General features: G+C 59.7%; 15 protein-coding genes. 5 read left to right on the forward strand and 10 right to left on the reverse strand.

Features of this window, described 5'->3' with window-relative positions; all coding sequences use genetic code 11:
• Positions 1–53 precede the first annotated feature (53 nt).
• On the reverse strand, positions 54–365 hold the full coding sequence (locus tag ACM6IN_RS20035) for a YqfO family protein (protein WP_007909019.1): 312 nt from the start codon (positions 363–365) through the stop codon (positions 54–56).
• 5 nt (positions 366–370) lie between these two features.
• The gene (gene purL / locus ACM6IN_RS20040; protein WP_123375702.1) at positions 371–4,267 is read right to left on the reverse strand and encodes a phosphoribosylformylglycinamidine synthase; all 3,897 of its coding nucleotides are present in this window, start codon (positions 4,265–4,267) and stop codon (positions 371–373) included.
• Between the two features lie 285 nt (positions 4,268–4,552).
• On the opposite strand from purL, the gene mltF reads away from it, so the two are divergent.
• The gene (gene mltF, locus ACM6IN_RS20045) at positions 4,553–6,013 is read left to right on the forward strand and encodes a membrane-bound lytic murein transglycosylase MltF (RefSeq protein ID WP_081498726.1); all 1,461 of its coding nucleotides are present in this window, start codon (positions 4,553–4,555) and stop codon (positions 6,011–6,013) included.
• A gap of 84 nt (positions 6,014–6,097) precedes the next feature.
• Here the strand turns inward: mltF and pdxJ are convergent, their stop codons facing one another.
• The 8 genes from pdxJ to lptF all read right to left on the reverse strand — a co-directional run bounded on the left by pdxJ (position 6,098) and on the right by lptF (position 14,621).
• Positions 6,098–6,844 (reverse strand): pyridoxine 5'-phosphate synthase, encoded by a 747-nt coding sequence (gene pdxJ / locus ACM6IN_RS20050; protein WP_123375703.1) that lies wholly within the window; start codon positions 6,842–6,844, stop codon positions 6,098–6,100.
• A gap of 207 nt (positions 6,845–7,051) precedes the next feature.
• Positions 7,052–7,741: a DNA repair protein RecO gene (gene recO / locus ACM6IN_RS20055; RefSeq protein WP_038357692.1), complete on the reverse strand. Its 690-nt coding sequence runs from the start codon at positions 7,739–7,741 to the stop codon at positions 7,052–7,054.
• 117 nt (positions 7,742–7,858) lie between these two features.
• Positions 7,859–8,761, reverse strand: coding sequence for a GTPase Era (gene era, locus ACM6IN_RS20060; protein WP_007909024.1), 903 nt, complete (start codon positions 8,759–8,761; stop codon positions 7,859–7,861).
• Positions 8,754–9,443 carry a ribonuclease III gene (gene rnc / locus ACM6IN_RS20065; RefSeq protein ID WP_016986099.1) on the reverse strand — a complete coding sequence of 230 codons (690 nt, stop codon included), beginning with the start codon at positions 9,441–9,443 and terminating at the stop codon, positions 8,754–8,756. The genes era and rnc overlap by 8 nt, the downstream gene beginning before the upstream one ends.
• 169 nt (positions 9,444–9,612) lie before the next feature.
• Positions 9,613–10,467, reverse strand: coding sequence for a signal peptidase I (gene lepB / locus ACM6IN_RS20070; protein ID WP_007909027.1), 855 nt, complete (start codon positions 10,465–10,467; stop codon positions 9,613–9,615).
• A 5-nt stretch (positions 10,468–10,472) separates the two neighbouring features.
• Positions 10,473–12,272 carry a translation elongation factor 4 gene (lepA, locus tag ACM6IN_RS20075; RefSeq protein ID WP_007909029.1) on the reverse strand — a complete coding sequence of 600 codons (1,800 nt, stop codon included), beginning with the start codon at positions 12,270–12,272 and terminating at the stop codon, positions 10,473–10,475.
• Between the two features lie 173 nt (positions 12,273–12,445).
• Positions 12,446–13,507, reverse strand: a complete 1,062-nt coding sequence (gene lptG, locus ACM6IN_RS20080; protein ID WP_007909032.1) for an LPS export ABC transporter permease LptG — start codon at positions 13,505–13,507, stop codon at positions 12,446–12,448.
• Positions 13,500–14,621, reverse strand: coding sequence for an LPS export ABC transporter permease LptF (gene lptF, locus ACM6IN_RS20085; RefSeq protein ID WP_007909044.1), 1,122 nt, complete (start codon positions 14,619–14,621; stop codon positions 13,500–13,502). Before lptF ends, lptG begins: the two co-directional genes overlap by 8 nt.
• A gap of 576 nt (positions 14,622–15,197) precedes the next feature.
• On the opposite strand from lptF, the gene ACM6IN_RS20090 reads away from it, so the two are divergent.
• From ACM6IN_RS20090 to ACM6IN_RS20105, 4 genes are all read left to right on the forward strand, one after another.
• Entirely contained in the window at positions 15,198–16,688 is a 1,491-nt protein-coding gene (locus tag ACM6IN_RS20090) for a leucyl aminopeptidase (RefSeq protein WP_007950052.1), read from the forward strand.
• A 57-nt stretch (positions 16,689–16,745) separates the two neighbouring features.
• Positions 16,746–17,174, forward strand: coding sequence for a DNA polymerase III subunit chi (locus ACM6IN_RS20095; protein ID WP_414916588.1), 429 nt, complete (start codon positions 16,746–16,748; stop codon positions 17,172–17,174).
• 8 nt (positions 17,175–17,182) lie between these two features.
• Complete coding sequence (locus ACM6IN_RS20100; RefSeq protein ID WP_414916589.1) at positions 17,183–17,578, forward strand: DNA polymerase III subunit chi; 396 nt, start codon at positions 17,183–17,185, stop codon at positions 17,576–17,578.
• A gap of 194 nt (positions 17,579–17,772) precedes the next feature.
• Positions 17,773–20,619: a valine--tRNA ligase gene (locus ACM6IN_RS20105; RefSeq protein ID WP_414916590.1), complete on the forward strand. Its 2,847-nt coding sequence runs from the start codon at positions 17,773–17,775 to the stop codon at positions 20,617–20,619.
• Positions 20,620–20,814: the final 195 nt, after the last annotated feature.

Below are 20,814 nucleotides of genomic sequence, written 5' to 3' on the forward strand. Positions count from 1 at the left end.
AAAACCCGCTGAAATCACTCTCAGCGGGTTTCCTGTTTCAGCAGCAAGAAAGATCAGAAATCTTCCAGCCGCCACACCTCATAAGCCGGTGTCTCGTAGGGATGACTGAGCTTCAACGCCGCTACAGCAGCAACGATCAACTCATCCGCCACCACCAGCTCAACCTTCCATTCCTCAACCCGCTCGATCTGCCCCGCTTCACCAATGAACGGCTGACTGCCGTCCAAAGGTCGAAACTGGCCAGACCCAAGCACCTGCCACGCACAGTGGTCATAGTCACCGATTCGCCCACCACCGGCAGCGAACACAGCCCCTTTGACCACTTCGACATGACTGTCGGGAACAAAAAAAGCGAGCTTGTACACAGGCCTTAGTTAACCCAGACGCGCGCGTTACGGAACATACGCATCCACGGTGCATCTTCGTTCCAGTCTTCCGAACGCCACGAGTTCTGCACGGCACGGAACACACGCTCCGGGTGCGGCATCATGATCGTCACACGGCCATCACGGCTGGTGAGACCGGTAATCCCGCGCGGCGAGCCGTTCGGGTTGGCCGGATAACGCTCGGTGACCTTGCCGTGGTTGTCGACGAAACGCATCGCCACGCAACCCGACAGATCGGCTTCCAGCAGTGCTTCTTCGCTGGAGAATTCGGCGTGACCTTCACCGTGAGCAATGGCGATCGGCATACGCGAACCGGCCATGCCCTGCAGGAAGATCGAGTTCGATTCCTGAACCTGAACCATCGCCACACGGGCTTCGAACTGCTCGGAACGGTTGCGCACGAAGTGCGGCCAGAACTCGCTGCCCGGGATCAGCTCGTGCAGGTTGGACATCATCTGGCAACCGTTGCACACGCCGAGGGTGAAGCTGTCGTTACGCTCGAAGAAGCCTTGGAACGCATCGCGGGCGCGGCTGTTGAACAGTGCCGATTTGGCCCAGCCCTCACCGGCACCGAGCACGTCGCCGTAGGAGAAACCACCGCAGGCCACCAGACCTTTGAACTCGTTCAGGTCGACACGGCCGGCGAGAATGTCGCTCATGTGCACGTCGATCGCGTTGAAACCGGCACGGTCGAACGCGGCAGCCATTTCCACCTGACCGTTGACGCCCTGCTCACGCAGCACGGCAACCTGTGGGCGGATGCCTTTCTTGATGTAAGGCGCGGCGATGTCCTGGTTGACGTCGTAGCTGAGCTTGACGCTCAGGCCCGGGTTGTCTTCTTCCAGCAGCACGTCGAACTCTTGCTCGGCGCAGTCGGCGTTGTCACGCAGACGCTGGATCTGGTAGCTGGTTTCAGCCCAGGTACGTTGCAGCAGACGACGCTGGCCTTCGAACACGGTGTCACCGTTGAAGGTGATGTTGATCTGGCCATTGTTGATCGGCTGACCGATCACCGACACGCAGTCGCCCAGACCGGCCGCGCTGAATTGCGCAAGGATGTCTGGCGTGGCGTCCTGACGAACCTGGATCACCGCACCCAGTTCTTCGTTGAACAGGATCGCAGCGATTTCGGACGAGGACTCGGCAACGCTGTCGAGGTTCAGGCTCAGACCGCAGTGGCCGGCGAAGGCCATTTCCACTACAGAAGTCAGCAGACCACCGTCGGAACGGTCGTGGTAAGCCAGCAGGTGACCGTCGGCGTTGAGGCCTTGGATCACCGCGAAGAAGGCTTTCAGGTCTTCGGCGTCATCGACGTCCGGCGCGTGTTTGCCGAGCTTGCCGTGTACCTGTGCAAGGATCGAAGCGCCCATACGGTTCTGACCGCGACCGAGGTCGATCAGGATCAGGTCGGTGGTGCCCTTGTCCATGCGCAGTTCCGGGGTCAGGGTCTGACGGATGTCAGCCACTGGCGCGAAACCGGTCACGATCAGCGACATCGGCGAGGTCACGGTTTTTTCTTCGCCGTTATCGTTCCAGCGAGTGGCCATGGACATCGAGTCCTTGCCCACCGGAATGGTAATGCCCAGCTCAGGGCACAGTTCCATACCGACCGCTTTCACGGTGTCGTACAGACGCGCGTCTTCGCCCGGGTGACCGGCAGCGGACATCCAGTTCGCCGACAGTTTGATGTCGGAGATCTTGTTGATGCGCGAAGCAGCGATATTGGTCAGGGTTTCGCCGATGGCCATGCGGCCCGACGCCGGGGCATCCAGCAATGCCAGCGGAGTGCGCTCGCCCATCGCCATGGCTTCACCGGTGTAAACGTCGAAACTGGTAGCGGTGACGGCAACGTCGGCCACCGGAACCTGCCACGGGCCAACCATTTGGTCACGGGCAACCAGGCCGGTGATGGTGCGGTCGCCGATGGTGATCAGGAAGCTCTTGCTCGCCACGGCCGGGTGATGCAGAACGCGCTCGATGGATTCGGTGATGTCGAGGTTCGACGGATCGAAGTCATCGCCCAGCTCAGCTTCACGAACCACCGAACGGTGCATGCGCGGTGCTTTGCCCAGCAACACTTCCAGCGGCATGTCCACCGGGTTGTTGCCGAAGTGGCTGTCGGTCACGGTCAGTTGCGGTTCAGCGGTGGCTTCACCGACTACTGCAAACGGGCAACGCTCGCGTTCGCAGATCGCCTGGAAGCGCTCGAAGTCTTCCGGGCCGACCGCCAGAACGTAACGTTCCTGGGATTCGTTGGACCAGATTTCGTGCGGGGCCATGCCCGGCTCGTCGTTTGGAATGTTGCGCAGTTCGAAACGGCCACCGCGGTCGCCGTCGTTGACCAGCTCCGGGAAGGCGTTGGACAGACCGCCCGCGCCGACGTCGTGGATGAAGCTGATCGGGTTCTTGTCACCCAGTTGCCAGCAACGGTCGATGACTTCCTGGCAGCGACGCTCCATTTCAGGGTTTTCACGCTGCACGGAAGCGAAATCGAGATCCGCCGAGCTGGTGCCGGTGGCCATCGAGGAGGCCGCGCCGCCGCCCAGACCGATGAGCATCGCCGGGCCGCCGAGGACGATCAGCTTGGAGCCAACGACGATCTCGCCTTTCTTGACGTGCTCTTCACGGATGTTGCCCATGCCGCCAGCCAACATGATCGGCTTGTGGTAACCACGAACTTCGTCACCGTGCGGAGTGGTGATCGACTGTTCGAAGGTACGGAAATAGCCAGTCAGGGCCGGACGACCGAATTCGTTGTTGAACGCCGCGCCGCCGAGCGGGCCTTCGATCATGATATCCAGCGCGGTAACGATGCGCTCAGGCTTGCCGTACGGCACTTCCCACGGCTGTTCGAAGCCCGGGATCTGCAGGTTGGACACGGTGAAACCGGTCAGGCCGGCTTTTGGCTTGGCGCCACGACCGGTTGCACCTTCATCACGGATCTCGCCACCGGAACCGGTAGACGCGCCCGGGAACGGAGCGATCGCGGTCGGGTGGTTGTGGGTTTCAACCTTCATCAGGATGTGCACCGGCTCCTGCACCGCGCCGTACTGGCGGGTTTCAGGATTCGGGAAGAAACGGCCGGCAACGTTGCCGACGATCACCGAGGCGTTGTCCTTATAAGCCGACAGAACGCCTTCGCTGTGCATCACGTAGGTGTTCTTGATCATGCCGAACAGGCTTTTTTCCTGGTTCTCGCCATCAATATCCCAACTGGCGTTGAAGATCTTGTGGCGGCAGTGCTCGGAGTTGGCCTGGGCGAACATCATCAGTTCGATGTCGTGCGGGTTGCGCTTGAGGCCGTTGAAGGCGTTGACCAGATAGTCGATCTCGTCTTCGGCCAGGGCCAGGCCCAGCTCGGTGTTGGCTTTTTCCAGCGCGGCGCGACCACCACCAAGGATGTCGATTGCAGTCAGCGGCTTCGGCTCGGCGTGGCTGAACAGACCGGCGGCCTGTTCGAGGTTGGCCAGCACGATTTGCGTCATGCGGTCATGCAGTACATCGGCAATCTGCTGGGCTTCGGCTTCGCTGAACTGACCGGCAACGTAGAAGGCGATACCGCGCTCCAGACGCTGGATCTTGCTCAGGCCGCAGTTGCGGGCGATGTCGCTGGCCTTGCTCGACCATGGCGAAATGGTGCCGAAACGCGGCAACACCAGAAACAGACGACCGGTCGGCTCTTGTACCGGAACGCTTGGGCCGTACTTCAGAAGGCGCGCTAGCACCTGCTGTTCGTCGCCGGTCAGGACGCCGGTGACTTCGGCGAAGTGAGCGAATTCAGCATACAGGCCACTGACAGCTGAAACCTTCTGGCTCAGTTGCTCAAGGAGTTTGCTGTGGCGAAAGGCAGAAAGGGCAGGAGCGCCGCGCAGGATCAACATCTTCGGGACAGCCTCGGGAAGGGGTGTGCTTTGAGGCCGTGCATTCTAGCCTAAACCGCCCTCAACATCACCCGAAACGCTACGCACGGTTGCACTCGGATATCAATCTGTGTTTCCGACTTCAGAGTCAGGTAAATCAACCATTCAGAGGCCGCTTATTTTTACTGTAACAAAAAGCCGTAAAGGCCCGTTTCTGTGGGGTTTCGTCCTATTTTGTGATCGCTAGCAGACTCGCCCTGCACTGTCGAGATATGGCGCCCGTGGCCGTTTGCGTATACTGCGCAGATGTTTTTCCCAACGGCTTTGCGTCCGCGGTACGCCAAATGGCTGATCGCAACCGGACTCTTCCTGATGCTCGGTGGCTGTGTTGATAAACCCAACACACTCGAGCGCGTAAAGGAGGATGGTGTGCTGCGGGTGATTACCCGTAACAGCCCCGCCACCTACTTTCAGGATCGCAGCGGTGAAACCGGCTTCGAATACGAGCTGGTGAAGCGCTTCGCCGACGATTTGGGTGTCGAGCTGAAGATCGAGACCGCCGACAACCTCGACGACCTGTTCGACCAGATCGGCAAACCGAATGGCCCGGTGCTGGCTGCCGCCGGTCTGGTCAGCAGCGAACAGCGCAAGAAACAGGTGCGCTTCTCGCACTCCTACCTTGAAGTCACCCCGCAGATCATCTATCGCAACGGCCAGTCGCGGCCGACCGACCCGGGTGATCTGGTCGGCAAGAAGATTATGGTGCTCAAAGGCAGTACCCATGCCGAACAACTGGCGGAGCTGAAAAAGAAATTCCCCGGCATTGAATATGAAGAGTCCGATGCGGTTGAAGTGGTCGACCTGCTGCGCATGGTCGATGAAGGGCAGATTGACCTGACCCTGGTCGACTCCAACGAAGTGGCGATGAACCAGGTGTATTTCACCAATATTCGCGTGGCCTTCGACCTTGGCGATGCGCGCAGCCAGAGCTGGGCGGTCGGCCCGGGAGAAGACAATAGCCTGCTCAACGAAATCAACGCGTATCTGGACAAGGTGCAGAAGAACGGCACCCTGCAACGCTTGAAGGATCGTTATTACGGCCACGTCGATGTCCTCGGCTACATGGGTGCCACGACCTTCGCCCAGCACTTGCAGCAGCGCCTGCCGAAATACGAACAGCACTTCAAGAATTACGCGAAGAAAGAGAAAGTCGACTGGCGCCTGCTGGCAGCCATTGGTTATCAGGAATCGCTGTGGCAGCCGACCGTCACCTCGAAAACCGGTGTGCGCGGGCTGATGATGCTCACACAGAACACCGCTCAGGCGATGGGTGTGTCCAACCGCCTCGATCCGAAGCAGAGCATCATGGGCGGCGCCAAGTACCTGGCTTATATGAAGGACCAGCTCGACGATTCGATCAAGGAACCGGATCGCACGTGGTTCGCCCTGGCGGCGTACAACGTCGGCAGCGGTCATCTGGATGACGCGCGCAAGCTGACGGCCAAGGAAGGGTTGAACCCGGACAAATGGCTGGACGTGAAGAAGATCCTACCGCGCCTTTCCCAGAAGCAGTGGTACAGCAAGACGCGTTATGGCTACGCCCGAGGCGGCGAGCCGGTGCATTTTGTGGCGAACATTCGTCGTTACTACGACATTTTGACCTGGGTGACGCAGCCGCAGCTTGAGGGTGATCAAGTGGCTGAAGGCAATTTGCATGTGCCCGGCATCGACAAGTCAAAACCCGCGCAAGAACCTGCCCCGCTTTAAAAGCAAAAGATCGCAACCTTCGGCAGCTCCTACAGGGTTATGCGTACACCTGTAGGAGCTGCCGAAGGCTGCGATCTTTTGATCTTAGCCCTTGAGAGCGGCCGCCAGAATCAGCGCCTTCATTTCCGATACTGCAGACTTGAAGCCGACGAACAACGCATGTGCCACCAGCGCATGGCCGATGTTCAGTTCGTTGATACCCTTGATTGCCGCTACGGCTTCAACGTTGTGGTAATGCAAGCCGTGACCCGCGTTAACGATCAGGCCCTGAGCCAGACCAAACGCCACACCGTCCGCCACACGCCTCAATTCTTCAGCCACTTCGGTCGGGGTTTCGGCATCGGCGTAACGACCGGTGTGCAACTCGATGGCTGGAGCGCCAACACGCTTCGACGCCGCAATCTGACGCTCGTCGGCATCGATGAACAGCGACACTTCGCTGCCGATCTTCGACAGACGTTCAACTGCTGCCTTGATGCGCTCTTCCTGCCCCGCTACATCCAGACCGCCTTCAGTGGTCAGTTCCTGACGGGTTTCCGGGACCAGGCAAATGTGTGCCGGACGGATGCGTTCGGCGAACGCCATCATTTCTTCGGTAACGCCCATTTCAAAGTTCATGCGGGTTTGCAGCACATCCTTGAGCAGCAGTACGTCGCGCTCTTGAATGTGCCGGCGGTCTTCACGCAGGTGCACGGTAATGCCATCAGCGCCCGCCTCTTCCGCGTCCAGCGCAGCCTTGACCGGATCCGGGTAGCGCGTGCCACGGGCCTGACGCAGGGTGGCGACGTGGTCGATGTTCACGCCAAGAAGAATGCGATTACTGGTGGTCACGGATGCGCGCTCCTGAAGAAAAAGATTCGGCGCACAGCATACACGGTGAAGGGTCTGTTTACGTCTGGGCGCGGCGGCAACGGGATGCTGGCTGAGTGCAGGGCAAGGCGCGAGGAACGAAGTTTGGTTGCGCCAAATGAGTTCCGAGCAACGCGGCCCTGCGCACAGCCAGCGCCCGTTGCGCCGCTTCCAGACGTAAACAGACCCTTAGGGCTTGCGAAACAGCTCACGACTGACGAGAGGGCGACCGCCCAAATGAACGGCCAAGGCCTGCCGCATCAAGCGCTTGGCGGCGGACAGCGCACCGGGCGCGGTCCAGTCGGCTTCGGCCATGGCCAGTAATTCGACGCCGTTGAACAGGCCGGGTTGCAGCAGGAAGACCCGCTCAAGCCCCGCATCCACTTGCAGACGATAGAGACCGTCTGGCGCGACGGGCTCGCCATGGACGTCGGTATTCAACGAAAAGCCGTAACCGAGATCGTCCAACAGTCGCCACTCGAAGGAGCGCAGCAATGGCTCCAGCGGTCGACCTTCAGCCAGCGCTAGCAAAGTCGCGGCGTAGTGATCGAATACGCCCGGATGCGGGTCTTCAGCGGGCAGCAAACGAATCAGCAACTCATTGAGATAGAGACCGCTGAACAGCGCTTCGCCGTTGAGCCAGGCAGAGGTGCCAGAACTCTCCATGCGCCCGACATTCTTCAGCTCGCCCTTGCCGCGGAACTCCACTTCCAGCGACACGAACGGCCGCGCCAATGTCCCGGCCTTGCCCCGCGCACTGCGCAACACCGCCCGCAGCCGACCTTGCGGCGTGAGGAAATCCACCAACGCACTGGTTTCGCGGTAGGCGCGAGAATGCAGGACGTAGGCGGGTTGGGCAGGAGGCGGGTTTTGCGACATGACGTTTTTCCCGGTCGGGATTGCAAAAAAAAAACGCAGCCTTCGGCAGTTCCTACAGGTGTAAACAAGACATTGTAGGAGCTGCCGAAGGCTGCGATCTTTTGATCTTCGAATCGCTTACAGGTCGCCGTAACCCAGCGAACGCAGCGCACGCTCGTCGTCGGACCAGCCGCCCTTCACCTTGACCCACAGGTTGAGCATGATCTTGGAGTCGAACAGCAGCTCCATGTCCTTGCGCGCTTCGGTGCCGATGCGTTTGATGCGCTCGCCCTTGTCGCCAATGATGATCTTCTTCTGGCCGTCACGTTCAACGAGGATCAAGGCGTGGATGTGCAGGGTTTTGCCCTGCTGCTTGAACTCTTCGATCTCGACGGTGATCTGGTACGGCAGCTCAGCGCCCATCTGGCGCATGATTTTCTCGCGCACCAGTTCAGCGGCGAGGAAACGGCTGCTGCGGTCGGTGATCTGGTCTTCCGGAAAGAAGTGATCGTTCTCCGGCAGATGATCGGCAATGACCTTTTCCAGCGCGTCAAGGTTGTGCCCGTGTTGCGCCGAAATCGGAATGATCTGCGCGTTCGGCAGTTGTTCCTGCAACCAGCTCAGGTGCGGCATCAGCTCGGCTTTGTCTTCGATGCGGTCGGTCTTGTTCAGCGCGACGATCAGCGGACCCGTCACGTACTGCACGCGTTCAAGAACCATCTGGTCTTCGTCGGTCCACTTGGTGCGATCGACCACGAAGATCACCACGTCGACGTCTTTCAACGCCGCCGAAGCGGTTTTGTTCATGTAGCGGTTCAGGGCCTTTTCGCCACCCTTGTGCATGCCGGGGGTGTCGACGTAGATCGCCTGCACGTCACCTTCGGTTTTGATCCCGAGCATATTGTGGCGAGTGGTCTGCGGCTTGCGCGAAGTGATCGCGAGCTTCTGGCCAAGGATGTGGTTCAGCAACGTGGACTTGCCAACGTTGGGACGGCCGACGATGGCAACATAGCCACAGCGAGTTGCGTTTGTATCAGTCATTGCCATTCTCCACGCCCAGGGCAATCAGTGCTGCGGCGGCCGCTACCTGTTCGGCAATACGACGGCTCACACCCTGACCTCGGCTTTTTTCATTCAGTAAGACAACTTCGCACTCGACGAAGAAGGTTCGGCAGTGCGGCTCGCCCTGGATATCTACCACTTCGTAGCGTGGCAGATCGCAACCGCGCGATTGCAGGTGTTCCTGCAGGCGGGTTTTCGGATCCTTGTTGGTGTCGACCAGCGTCAGGCCTTCGAACTCACCGGCCAGCCAGGCCAGCACGCGCTCACGCGCCATGTCCATGCCGGCGTCGAGATAGATCGCGCCGATCAAGGCTTCGAGGGCGTCGGCCAGAATCGATTCGCGACGGAAACCGCCGCTTTTCAACTCGCCGGAACCCAGTCGCAGGTAATCGCCAAGGTCGAAACCGCGCGCCAGTACGGCCAGCGTCTCACCTTTTACCAAACGTGCGCGCAAACGCGACAACTGGCCTTCGCGGGCCAGCGGGAAGCGATCGAACAGCGCCTCGCCGGCAACGAAGTTGAGGATGGCATCGCCAAGGAATTCCAGGCGTTCGTTGTTGCGCCCGGCAAAACTGCGGTGCGTCAGAGCCAGCAGCATCAGCTCCTGGTCCTTGAAGGTGTAACCGAGCTGACGCTCGAGACGGCTTAGAGAAACGCTCACGGTTTACCCACGCTGAGTTCGTGGCTGGATTCCACTGCCATCGCCGGGATGCGGCGCAGGCCTGGGACAATTAACGCTGTGTTCAAAAATTAAATCCTGGCGATTGCGAAGCCGATTGTGCCGACTCCAGAAATGCATTCGGCGCTGTGGTCAACAGCGCCGTGTGTGATTACTTGATCAGGCCAACCCGCGAGAAATTCGGCAGGTGACTGAGTTTCGGTTCTGGCCAGCTCATCCAGACCGCGAAGGCCTTGCCGACGATATTCTGGTCGGGAACCATGCCCAGCAGATCCTTGGGAATGTTCGGATCATCCCAGTAGCGACTGTCATTCGAGTTGTCGCGGTTGTCGCCCATCATGAAGTAGTGCCCGGCAGGCACTGTCCACGAGCGATCCGGCGTGGCGCGGTAGCGGCTCATTTCCTTGCGGATCAGATGCTCGGCGGCGCCCAGTTTCTCTTTGTACAGTTCGGCGCTGCCCAGCGTGCCCGGCTCGGCGCCGACCATCTGCTCGGCAATCGACTCGCCGTTCACAAACAGACGCTTGTCGGCGGTGTAACGCACCGTGTCACCCGGCAGACCCACTACACGCTTGATGTAGTTGACGTTCGGATCGCTCGGGTAGCGGAACACCATCACATCGCCGCGCTGCGGATCACCGACTTCGATGATTTTCTTGTCGATCACCGGCAGGCGGATCCCGTAAGAAAACTTGTTCACCAGAATGAAGTCGCCGACATCCAGGGTCGGTTTCATCGAGCCCGAAGGGATCTGGAACGGCTCCACGAGGAACGAGCGCAGTACCAGCACGATGAACAACACCGGGAAGAACGACTTGCCGTATTCGACCAGCAGCGGCTCTTTATTCAGTTTTTCAACGACCACCCCGTCAGGCTGGCTGACGCTGCCTTGATAAGAGGCAATGGCAGCACGCCGACGCGGTGCCAGGATCAACAGATCAAGCAACGCCAACAGGCCGCAGACGAACACGGCGATGACCAGCAACAGCGGGAAATTTAGTGACATAGGACCTAACTATCCAACCTGAGCACGGCAAGGAAGGCTTCTTGTGGAATTTCCACGTTGCCGACCTGCTTCATGCGTTTCTTACCGGCCTTTTGCTTCTCGAGCAGTTTCTTCTTACGGCTGACGTCACCACCGTAGCATTTGGCCAATACGTTCTTTCTGAGCGCCTTGACGGTTGTCCGGGCAACGATCTGACCACCGATGGCGGCCTGAATGGCTACGTCGAACATCTGACGAGGAATCAGTTCTTTCATCTTCTCGGTCAACTGGCGACCTTTGTAGTGCGAGTTGTCACGGTGCACGATCAATGCAAGGGCATCGACCTTGTCGCCGTTGATCAGCACGTCCAGTTTCACCAGATTAGCCGATTGGTAACGATCGAAATGGTAATCCAGCGAAGCATAGCCACGGCTGGTGGATTTGAGACGGTCGAAGAAGTCCAGGACCACTTCGTTCATCGGCAGGTCGTAAGTGACTTGCACCTGATTGCCGAGGAACAGCATGTCGACTTGAACGCCACGCTTCTCGATGCACAGGGTGATGACGTTGCCCAAGTGTTCCTGCGGCACCAGAATGTTGGCCCGCACGATCGGCTCGCGCATGTCTTCGATCGACGACACATCCGGCAGCTTGGACGGGTTGTCGACGTAAATCGTTTCACCGGTTTTCAGCACCAGCTCGAAGATTACCGTCGGCGCCGTGGTGATCAGGTCCAGGTTGTACTCGCGCTCAAGGCGCTCCTGGATGATTTCCATGTGCAGCATGCCGAGGAAGCCGCAACGGAAGCCGAAGCCCAGTGCGTCGGAGCTTTCCGGGGTGTATTGCAGCGACGAGTCGTTGAGGGTCAGCTTCTGCAGCGCTTCGCGGAAATCCTCGAAGTCGTCGGAGCTGACCGGGAACAGACCGGCGTAAACCTGCGGCTGGATGCGTTTGAAGCCGGGCAGCACTTCAACGTCCGGGGTAGAGCTCAGGGTCAGGGTGTCACCGACCGGTGCACCGTGAATGTCCTTGATGCTGGCAATGATGAAGCCCACTTCGCCGGCCTTGAGGTCAGCGGTGGCGGTGTGTTTCGGGTTGAACACGCCAACGCTGTCGACCAGGTGGATCTTGCCGGTGGACTTGACGAGGATCTTGTCGCCCTTCTTCACGCGACCATGACGCACGCGCACCAGGGAGACAACGCCCAGGTAGTTGTCGAACCAGGAATCGATGATCAACGCTTGCAGCGGATCTTCGATGTTGCCGGTCGGCGCAGGAATGGTCTGCACAAGGCGCTCGAGCACTTCATCGACACCCAGGCCGGTTTTGGCGCTGCAGGTGACGGCGTCGGTGGCGTCGATGCCGATGATCTTCTCGATCTCGTCCTTGACGCGCTCAGGATCGGCCTGCGGCAGGTCGATCTTGTTCAGCACCGGCATGACCTCAAGGCCCTGCTCGATGGCGGTGTAGCAGTTGGCCACGGACTGGGCTTCAACACCCTGACCCGCATCGACCACCAGCAAGGCACCTTCACACGCGGCCAGGGAACGGCTGACTTCGTAGGTGAAGTCGACGTGGCCCGGGGTGTCAATGAAGTTCAGCTGATACTTGATGCCGTCTTTGGCGGTGTAATAGAGGGTAACGCTGTGGGCCTTGATGGTGATCCCGCGTTCACGCTCCAGATCCATGGAATCCAGTACCTGGGCTTCCATTTCACGCTCGGCCAGGCCGCCGCACATCTGGATGAAGCGATCGGCCAGCGTCGACTTGCCATGGTCAATGTGGGCGATGATGGAGAAATTGCGGATATGACTCAAATCACTCACGGATCAACACTCAAAAAGGCTGCAGGCATAGCCCGCCGAAAAATAGCCGGGAATTGTACCTGATACACGGCGCAAGCGTCACGTTCGCCTGTCACCCGGATTGCATGCAAAAACGCCCCGATCTGTCGACCGAGGCGTTTTCGAGGTTTAAAGCACAGGTCAATCGCCTGTCATCAACCGGCTCTTCGCAGCAGCCAGACACCCGCCAGCGCACAAACCCCGGCCGGCACCAGTACCGCGAACAGCGGCGAGAAACCGAACACCAGGCTCGACGGGCCGAGCAAATCCTGGACGATACGGAAGGTGAAGCCCACCAGAACACCGGTGAACACGCGCTGACCGAGAGTCACCGAACGCAACGGACCGAAGATGAAGGAGATCGCCATCAACACCAGAGCGGCAGTGACCAACGGCTGCAACACCTTGACCCAAAATGCCAGCCAGTAACGGCCGTTGCTCAGGCCTTGCTCGGACAGGTAGTGGATGTAACCCCACAAGCCACTGATCGACAGCGATTCCGGCGCCATGACCACGGTGCTGAGCAATTGCGGGCTCAACGCCACGTCCCATTGCTCACTCGGGGTATTGACGACTTCCGTGCTGCGCTCATGGAACAGCGTGGTGGCAACGTCGGTGAGTTGCCACTTATTGCCGTCGAACTCGGCCTTCTTGGCGAAGCTCGAACTCAGCAGATGGCGCTCCTTGTCGAAGTGATAGCGGGTCACGCCATACAACAGGCCGTTCGGTTGCACGGCGTTGATGTGGATGAATTCTTCACCCTGACGGTGCCACATACCGTGTTTGGCGCTCTGCGCGTCGCCGCTGCCTTGCGCCAGCGAGCGATTGGCCTGCGCCATGCTTTCGGTTGCCGGAGCAACGTACTCGCCGATCAGCACACCGGCCAGCATCAGCACCAGCATTGGCTTCATTACAGCCCAGACAATACGGCCGATGGACACGCCTGCAGCGCGCATGACCGTCAGCTCACTGCTGCTGGCCAGACTGCCGAGGCCGATCAGGCAGCCGATCAATGCGGCCATTGGCAGCATTTCGTAGAGACGGCGCGGCGCGGTCAGCAGTACGAAGCTCAGGACATCAACGAGGGTGTAGGTTTCGCTGACGTCACCCATCTCATCGATGAAGGCGAACAGCGTCGCCAGGCCGAGAATGATGGCGAGCACGGCAATGATCGCCATGAACACGCTGCTGCCGATGTAGCGATCGAGTTTAACCACGGGCCACCTCCAGCGCTGCGGAGCGACGGCTGGCCATCTTCAGGCGTAGCGGCTCCCAATAGAGCAGGCCGAGACCGATGAACAGGAAGATCGCGTGCACCCACCATAGGCCAAGGGCCGGCGGGATCTTGCCTTTTTCAAGGGCGCCGCGGGCGGCAATCAGGATGGTCAGGTAAGCCATATAAAGAAGAATCGCCGGCAGCAGCTTGAGGAAACGCCCTTGGCGCGGATTGACTCGCGACAGTGGCACCGCCATCAAGGTCACGATAAATACCAGCAGCGGCAGGGACAAACGCCATTGCAGTTCGGTTTTCGAGCGAATGTCATCGCTGCCCAGCAGAGACGAGGTCGGCATGGCGTCGCGATCGGTGACTTCTTCGCTGACGTCCGGCTTGGGCAACAGCACGCCGTAGGTTTCGTAATGAATGGCACGGTAATCGGCCTGACCCGGACTGCCGTCGTAGCGGTAGCCGTTATCGAGGATCAGATAGCGGTTGCCGTCGGGGCGCACTTCCTGGCGACCGCTTTCAGCCACCAGCACGGAAATCCCGCGATCCTTTTGATCGGCGCCGAGGTTCTTCTGCGAAATGAACACGCTACCCAAGTTGACGCGATCGTCACTCAGGGTTTCGGTGTAGGTCACCCGGGTGCCGTCACGCAGGGCCTGGAAGCGTCCCGGCTCGAGGGTATCGAATTCGGTCAGCGCGTCCTGCTTGTTCAGCAGCAACTGGAACTGGTTGGCGCCTTGTGGGGCCAGCCCAAGGCTCAGCCATGCCACCACCAGCGCAACCAGGGTCGCTGGAAACAAGGTCATGCGAAACAGCTTCTGCTGGCTCATGCCGGTGGCCGACAGCACGGTCATCTCGCTTTCGAGATACAGACGACCGTAGGCCAGCAGGATCCCGAGGAACAGGCCCAGCGGCAGAATCAGTTGCAGAAACCCCGGCAGACGAAAGCCCATGATCAGGAACAGCGAGCCCGGATCGAGCTGACCGGCAGCGGCCTGAGCGAGGTATTTGATGAAGCGACCGCTCATGATGATGACCAACAGCACGGCACTCACGGCGCTGAGGGTCAACAGGACTTCGCGGGACAGATAACGGAAGACGATCAAACCAGACACTCCAGGGTTGTCAGGCTAAGGCGGCCAAACAAGCAAACACATCGACCGGCCCGCAACGCAGAGCCGTCGAAAAAAGATGCGGCATTATCCTGTGATTGGAGGCGCCTGTCACTGCGCACACTCATCCATGTCTGTAATCCTTTGCAGATCGTACAACCTAGGGGGCGTTCTCAATTAGTTTTCACACCGCGCCGGGTCTGCTGTTGTGCAGGGCAAGGCGCGAGAAGCGTGGTTTGGTCATTCCAAATAAGCTTCGAGCAACGCAGCCCTGCACAACAGCAGGCCCGGCCCTTCGGGTTGTGCCTTAAAGCCGGCCAGTCTGCGTTGCAGGCCTTGGAAAGGGAACAACCATTCCCAGCGGCCTGCGCCTTGCCTGGCTGGCTTTAAGGCGACAACGCGGTGTGAAAACTAATTGAGAACACCCCCTAGGGTTGTCAGGCGCGGGGAGCGAGGTTCAAACTGCGGCCCTTGTCGCAGGCTTTGGCCTGCGCCTCTTCTATCTATAAGCAGGCGACTGCGGACACCGTCGAACGCCTGCGTGTTGACCATTCATTCAGGGATCCGGACATGGAACTGGTTGTAAAAAGCGTTGGCCCAGAAACGTTGAAAACCGCCACCCTGGTGGTTGCCGTCGGTGAAGGCCGCAAACTCGGTGTCGCCGCCAAACAGGTCGACGAACTCAGCGGTGGCGCGATCAGCGCCGTTCTCAAGCGTGGCGATCTGGCCGGCAAGGTCGGCCAGAGCCTGTTGCTGCACAGCCTGCCAAACCTGAAAGCCGAGCGCGTGCTGCTGGTCGGTGTGGGCAAGGATGAAGAACTGGGTGACCGCCCGTTCCGCAAAATCGTTGCCGGCATCCTCAACACCCTGAAGGGCCTGGGCGGCAGCGACGCCGTGCTGGCGCTGGATGAAATTATTGTCAAAAACCGCGACAGCTACGGTAAAACCCGTCTGCTGGCGGAAACCCTGGTGGACGGCGAATACACCTTCGACCAGTTCAAGAGCCAGAAAGCCGAACCGCGCGCACTGAAAAAAATCACCCTGCTGACCATCAAGGCTGCGCAAGCCGAAGTGCAACGCGCCGTGAACCACGCGACCGCGATTGCCAATGGCATGGCCTTCACCCGCGATCTGGGCAACCTGCCGCCGAACATCTGCCACCCGACCTTCCTCGGTGAACAAGCGAAGAACCTCGGCAAAGAGTTCAAGGATCTGAAAGTCGAAGTCCTCGACGAGAAGAAGATCAAATCCCTGGGCATGGGCTCGTTCTACGCCGTCGGCCAAGGCAGCGAGCAGCCGCCGCGCCTGATCGTCATGCAATACAACGGCGGCAAGAAATCCGAGAAGCCGTACGCACTGGTCGGAAAAGGCATCACCTTCGACACCGGCGGCATCAGCCTGAAGCCAGGCGCCGGCATGGACGAAATGAAATACGACATGGGCGGCGCTGCCTCCGTGTTCGGCACCCTGCGCGCCGTGCTTGAGCTGAAACTGCCGATCAACCTGGTGTGCATCCTCGCCTGCGCGGAAAACATGCCGAGCGGCAACGCGACACGTCCAGGCGACATCGTCACCACCATGAGCGGCCAGACCGTGGAAATCCTCAACACCGACGCCGAAGGCCGTTTGGTGCTGTGCGATGCGCTGACCTACTCCGAGCGCTTCAAGCCACAAGCGGTGATCGACATTGCCACCCTGACCGGCGCTTGCGTCGTCGCACTGGGTGCGCACACCTCGGGTCTGCTGGGCAACAACGACGAACTGATCGGCCAACTGCTCAGCGCCGGTAAAGCCGCTGACGACCGCGCCTGGCAACTGCCGCTGTTCGACGAGTACCAGGAACAACTGGACAGCCCGTTTGCCGACATCGCCAACATTGGCGGGCCGAAGGCCGGCACGATCACCGCCGCGTGCTTCCTCTCACGCTTCACCAAAAACCTCAACTGGGCGCACCTGGACATCGCCGGCACCGCATGGACCAGCGGTGGCAAGGACAAGGGCGCCACTGGCCGTCCAGTACCTCTGCTGACCCAGTACCTGCTGGATCGCGCCAAAGCCTGAACCCGCTGATGGGCGGCGTCACTCTCGGGTGACGCCGCTTGCCGCTCTGGAACCGCAATGACCAAAGTCGATTTTTACATCCTGCCCAGCGCCGACCCGTCGGCTCGCCTGGATTTTGCCTGCAAACTCACCGAGAAAGCCTGGCGCATGGGCCATCGCATCTATCTGCATTGCAGCGATGCGGCTCAGCGTGACGATCTCGATGCGCGCCTGTGGACATTCAAGGGCGAAACGTTCGTGCCTCACGGCCCGGCTGACAGTGAACCGGACGGTTTGATTGTGCTGGGGTTGGGTGACGACTGCGGTCAGCATCAGGATTTACTGGTCAATCTCGATCTGAAAGTCCCGGCCTTCGCCAGCAAATTCGCCCGGGTGGCGGAAGTGGTGGTCGAAGATCCGACGATTCGGGCGGCCGCGCGGGAGAGTTTCCGTTTCTACCGCGAACAGGGCTATCCTCTGCAAGATCACCGTTTACAGCGACTCTGAGCATTCCAATGGACACTCCGAAACCGCAGCAAAAGCCAACACACCTGCTGGACGATCTCGAATCGATTCGCCAGTTGCTCGGCGACGACAACCTGCAACCACCGCTGTTGACCGACACGGTCGACGACGGCGAACAGGAACAGATTCCGATGTTGTTTGACTCTGTCGGCGCCGAGCCGGCTGCTGTCGAACCATCACCCGCGCCAGCCCCGACACCCGCCGCGCAACCTGTGGCACCTGTGAATAAAGGCCCGGACGCCCTGCTCCACCTCGACAGCGAACTACGCGCCGCCGCGCAATTGATCCTGCAAGACGTGATCGACGACTTCGCGCCGCACATCGAAACCGAAATCAAACGCCGCCTCGATGCGCGGATGGAACGGCTGCTGAGTCAGTACGAATAACCCGTCCCGTGTAGGAGCTGCCGCAGGCTGCGATCTTTTGGCCTTTGTTTTTTAAAGACAAGATCAAAAGATCGCAGCCTTCGGCAGCTCCTACATTTAGATCTCCATCCGGCCCGCCCCGCTCGCCCTCGGCCCCATGCCCCGCTATACTCGTCGGCTTTTCCTGAATTAATGCCAATAGGGTCCCGCCGCGCATGGATAAGACCTACCAGCCGCACGCCATTGAAACTTCCTGGTACAACACCTGGGAGTCCGAGAACTACTTCGCCCCGCAAGGCGCGGGCGACTCCTACACCATCATGATCCCGCCGCCGAACGTCACCGGCAGCCTGCACATGGGGCACGGTTTCAACAACGCGATCATGGACGCCCTGATCCGTTTCCGCCGCATGCAGGGTCGCAACACCCTGTGGCAGCCGGGCACCGACCACGCCGGTATCGCAACGCAAATGCTGGTGGAGCGTCAACTCGAAGCCCAGGGCCAGAATCGCCATGATCTGGGCCGCGAAAAATTCCTCGAGAAAGTCTGGGAATGGAAGGATCAGTCCGGCGGCAACATCAGCCGCCAGATCCGCCGCCTCGGCTCGTCCGTTGACTGGAGCCGCGAGCGCTTCACCATGGACGACGGCCTCTCGGAAGCCGTTAAAGAAGCCTTCGTGCGCCTGCACGAAGACGGTCTGATCTATCGCGGCAAGCGTCTGGTCAACTGGGACACCAAACTGCACACGGCGATTTCCGACCTCGAAGTGGAAAACCACGACGAGAAAGGTTTCCTGTGGAACCTTAAGTACCCGCTGGCTGACGGCGCAAAAACCGCTGACGGCAACGACTTCCTGATCGTCGCGACCACCCGTCCGGAAACCATGCTCGGCGACTCCGCCGTCGCGGTTAACCCGAACGACGAGCGCTACCAGGCCCTGATCGGCAAATTTGTCGAGCTGCCACTGGTTGGCCGCCGCATCCCGATCATCGCCGACGATTACTGCGATCCTGAATTCGGCACCGGCTGCGTGAAAATCACCCCGGCCCACGACTTCAACGACTACGAAGTCGGCAAGCGCCACAACCTGCCGCTGCTGAACATCTTCGACAAGAACGCCCACGTACTGCCGGCCTGCCAGGTGTTCAACCTCGACGGCACGCTGAACGACAGCATTGATGGCCAGATCCCGGCCGAGTACGCCGGTCTCGAGCGTTTCGAAGCCCGTAAGCAGATCGTGGCTGCGTTCGACGCCGCCGGCCTGTTGGTCAGCGTCAACGATCACGCGTTGAAAGTGCCGAAAGGCGACCGCTCCGGCACCATCATCGAGCCGTGGCTGACCGACCAATGGTACGTGTCGACCAAACCTTTGGCCGAGCCTGCGATTGCTGCCGTTGAAGACGGTCGCATCCAGTTCGTACCGAAGCAGTACGAAAACATGTACTTCTCGTGGATGCGCGACATCCAGGACTGGTGCATCAGCCGTCAGCTGTGGTGGGGCCACCGGATTCCCGCCTGGTACGACGAGTCGGGCAAGGTCTACGTCGGTCGCGACGAAGCCGAAGTGCGTGCCAAGCACAACCTCGGCCCGGACGTAGCGCTGCAACAGGACAACGACGTACTCGACACCTGGTTCAGTTCCGGCCTGTGGACGTTCTCCACCCTGGGCTGGCCTGAGCAGACCGAATTCCTGAAGAAATTCCACTCCACCGACGTGCTGGTGACGGGCTTCGACATCATTTTCTTCTGGGTTGCCCGGATGATCATGCTGACCATGCACCTGATCAAGAACGAGGACGGTACCCCGCAGGTTCCGTTCAAGACTGTTTATGTGCACGGGCTGGTACGCGATGGCCAGGGCCAGAAGATGTCCAAGTCCAAGGGCAACGTCCTGGATCCGCTGGACATCATCGACGGTATCGAGCTGGAAGAGCTGGTGCAGAAGCGCACCTCCGGCATGATGCAGCCGAAACTGGCGAAGAAGATCGAGAAGCAGACCCGCGAGGAGTTCGCCGACGGCATCGCCAGCTACGGCACCGACGCCCTGCGCTTCACTTTCTGCTCGCTGGCCTCGACCGGTCGCGACATCAAGTTCGACATGGGCCGCGTCGAAGGCTATCGCAACTTCTGCAACAAGATCTGGAACGCCGCGCGCTATGTTCTGGACAAGGGCGAAGACTGCGGCCAGAACGGCGAAGCCTACGAGCTGTCCCTGGCGGATCGCTGGATCATCTCGCAGCTGCAACGCACCGAAGCCGAAGTGACCCGTCAACTCGATCAGTTCCGTTTCGACCTGGCAGCACAAGCGCTGTACGAGTTCATCTGGAACCAGTACTGCGACTGGTACCTGGAACTGTCCAAGCCAGTGCTGTGGGACGAGAATGCGCCGGTTGAACGTCAGCGCGGCACCCGCCGCACGCTGGTTCGCGTACTGGAAGTGGCGCTGCGTCTGGCGCATCCGTTCATGCCGTTCATCACTGAAGAAATCTGGCAGCGCATCGCGCCGCTGGCTGGTATTCAGGGCAAGACGATCATGCTGCAAGCGTGGCCAGTGGCCAACGAAGAGCGCATCGATCCCGCGGCCGAAGACGACATCGAATGGCTCAAGGAACTGATGCTCGGCACGCGTAACATCCGTGGCGAAATGAACATCGGCCCGGGCAAACCGCTGCCAATCTACCTGAAGAACGTCAGCGCTGAAGACCAGCGCCGTCTGACCGAGAACGAAGCGCTGCTGAAGAAACTGGCGCGACTGGAATCGATCACTGTTCTGAAGGCCGGCGAAGAAGCGCCGCTGTCCGCCACCGCACTGGTTGGCGAGATGGAAGTGCTGGTACCAATGGCCGGCCTGATCGACAAGGGCGCTGAACTGGCGCGTCTGGACAAGGAAATCCTGCGTTTGCAGGGCGAAGTCCAGCGCGTTGGCGGCAAACTGTCCAACGCCGGTTTCGTCGACAAGGCCCCGGCCGAAGTCATCGAAAAAGAACGCGCCAAACTGGCCGAGGCTGAACAAGCCCTGGGCAAACTGGCCGAGCAGCATGCGCGGATTGCCAGCCTGTAACTGGTAAATCGCAATAAAAAAGGGAGGCCCAGGTGGCCTCCCTTTTTTATGGTTCCCGCCACCTTCCCCTGTAGGAGCTGCCGAAGGCTGCGATCTTTTGATCTTGTTTTTCAGGATCAAGATCAAAAGATCGCAGCCTTCGGCAGCTCCTACATAAATCAAAATCCCCAAGTCCAAGGTCATGGGTCACAGGTT

It is taken from the genome of Pseudomonas sp. IT-P395 (assembly GCF_949767675.1).
Classification (GTDB): Bacteria; Pseudomonadota; Gammaproteobacteria; order Pseudomonadales; family Pseudomonadaceae; genus Aquipseudomonas.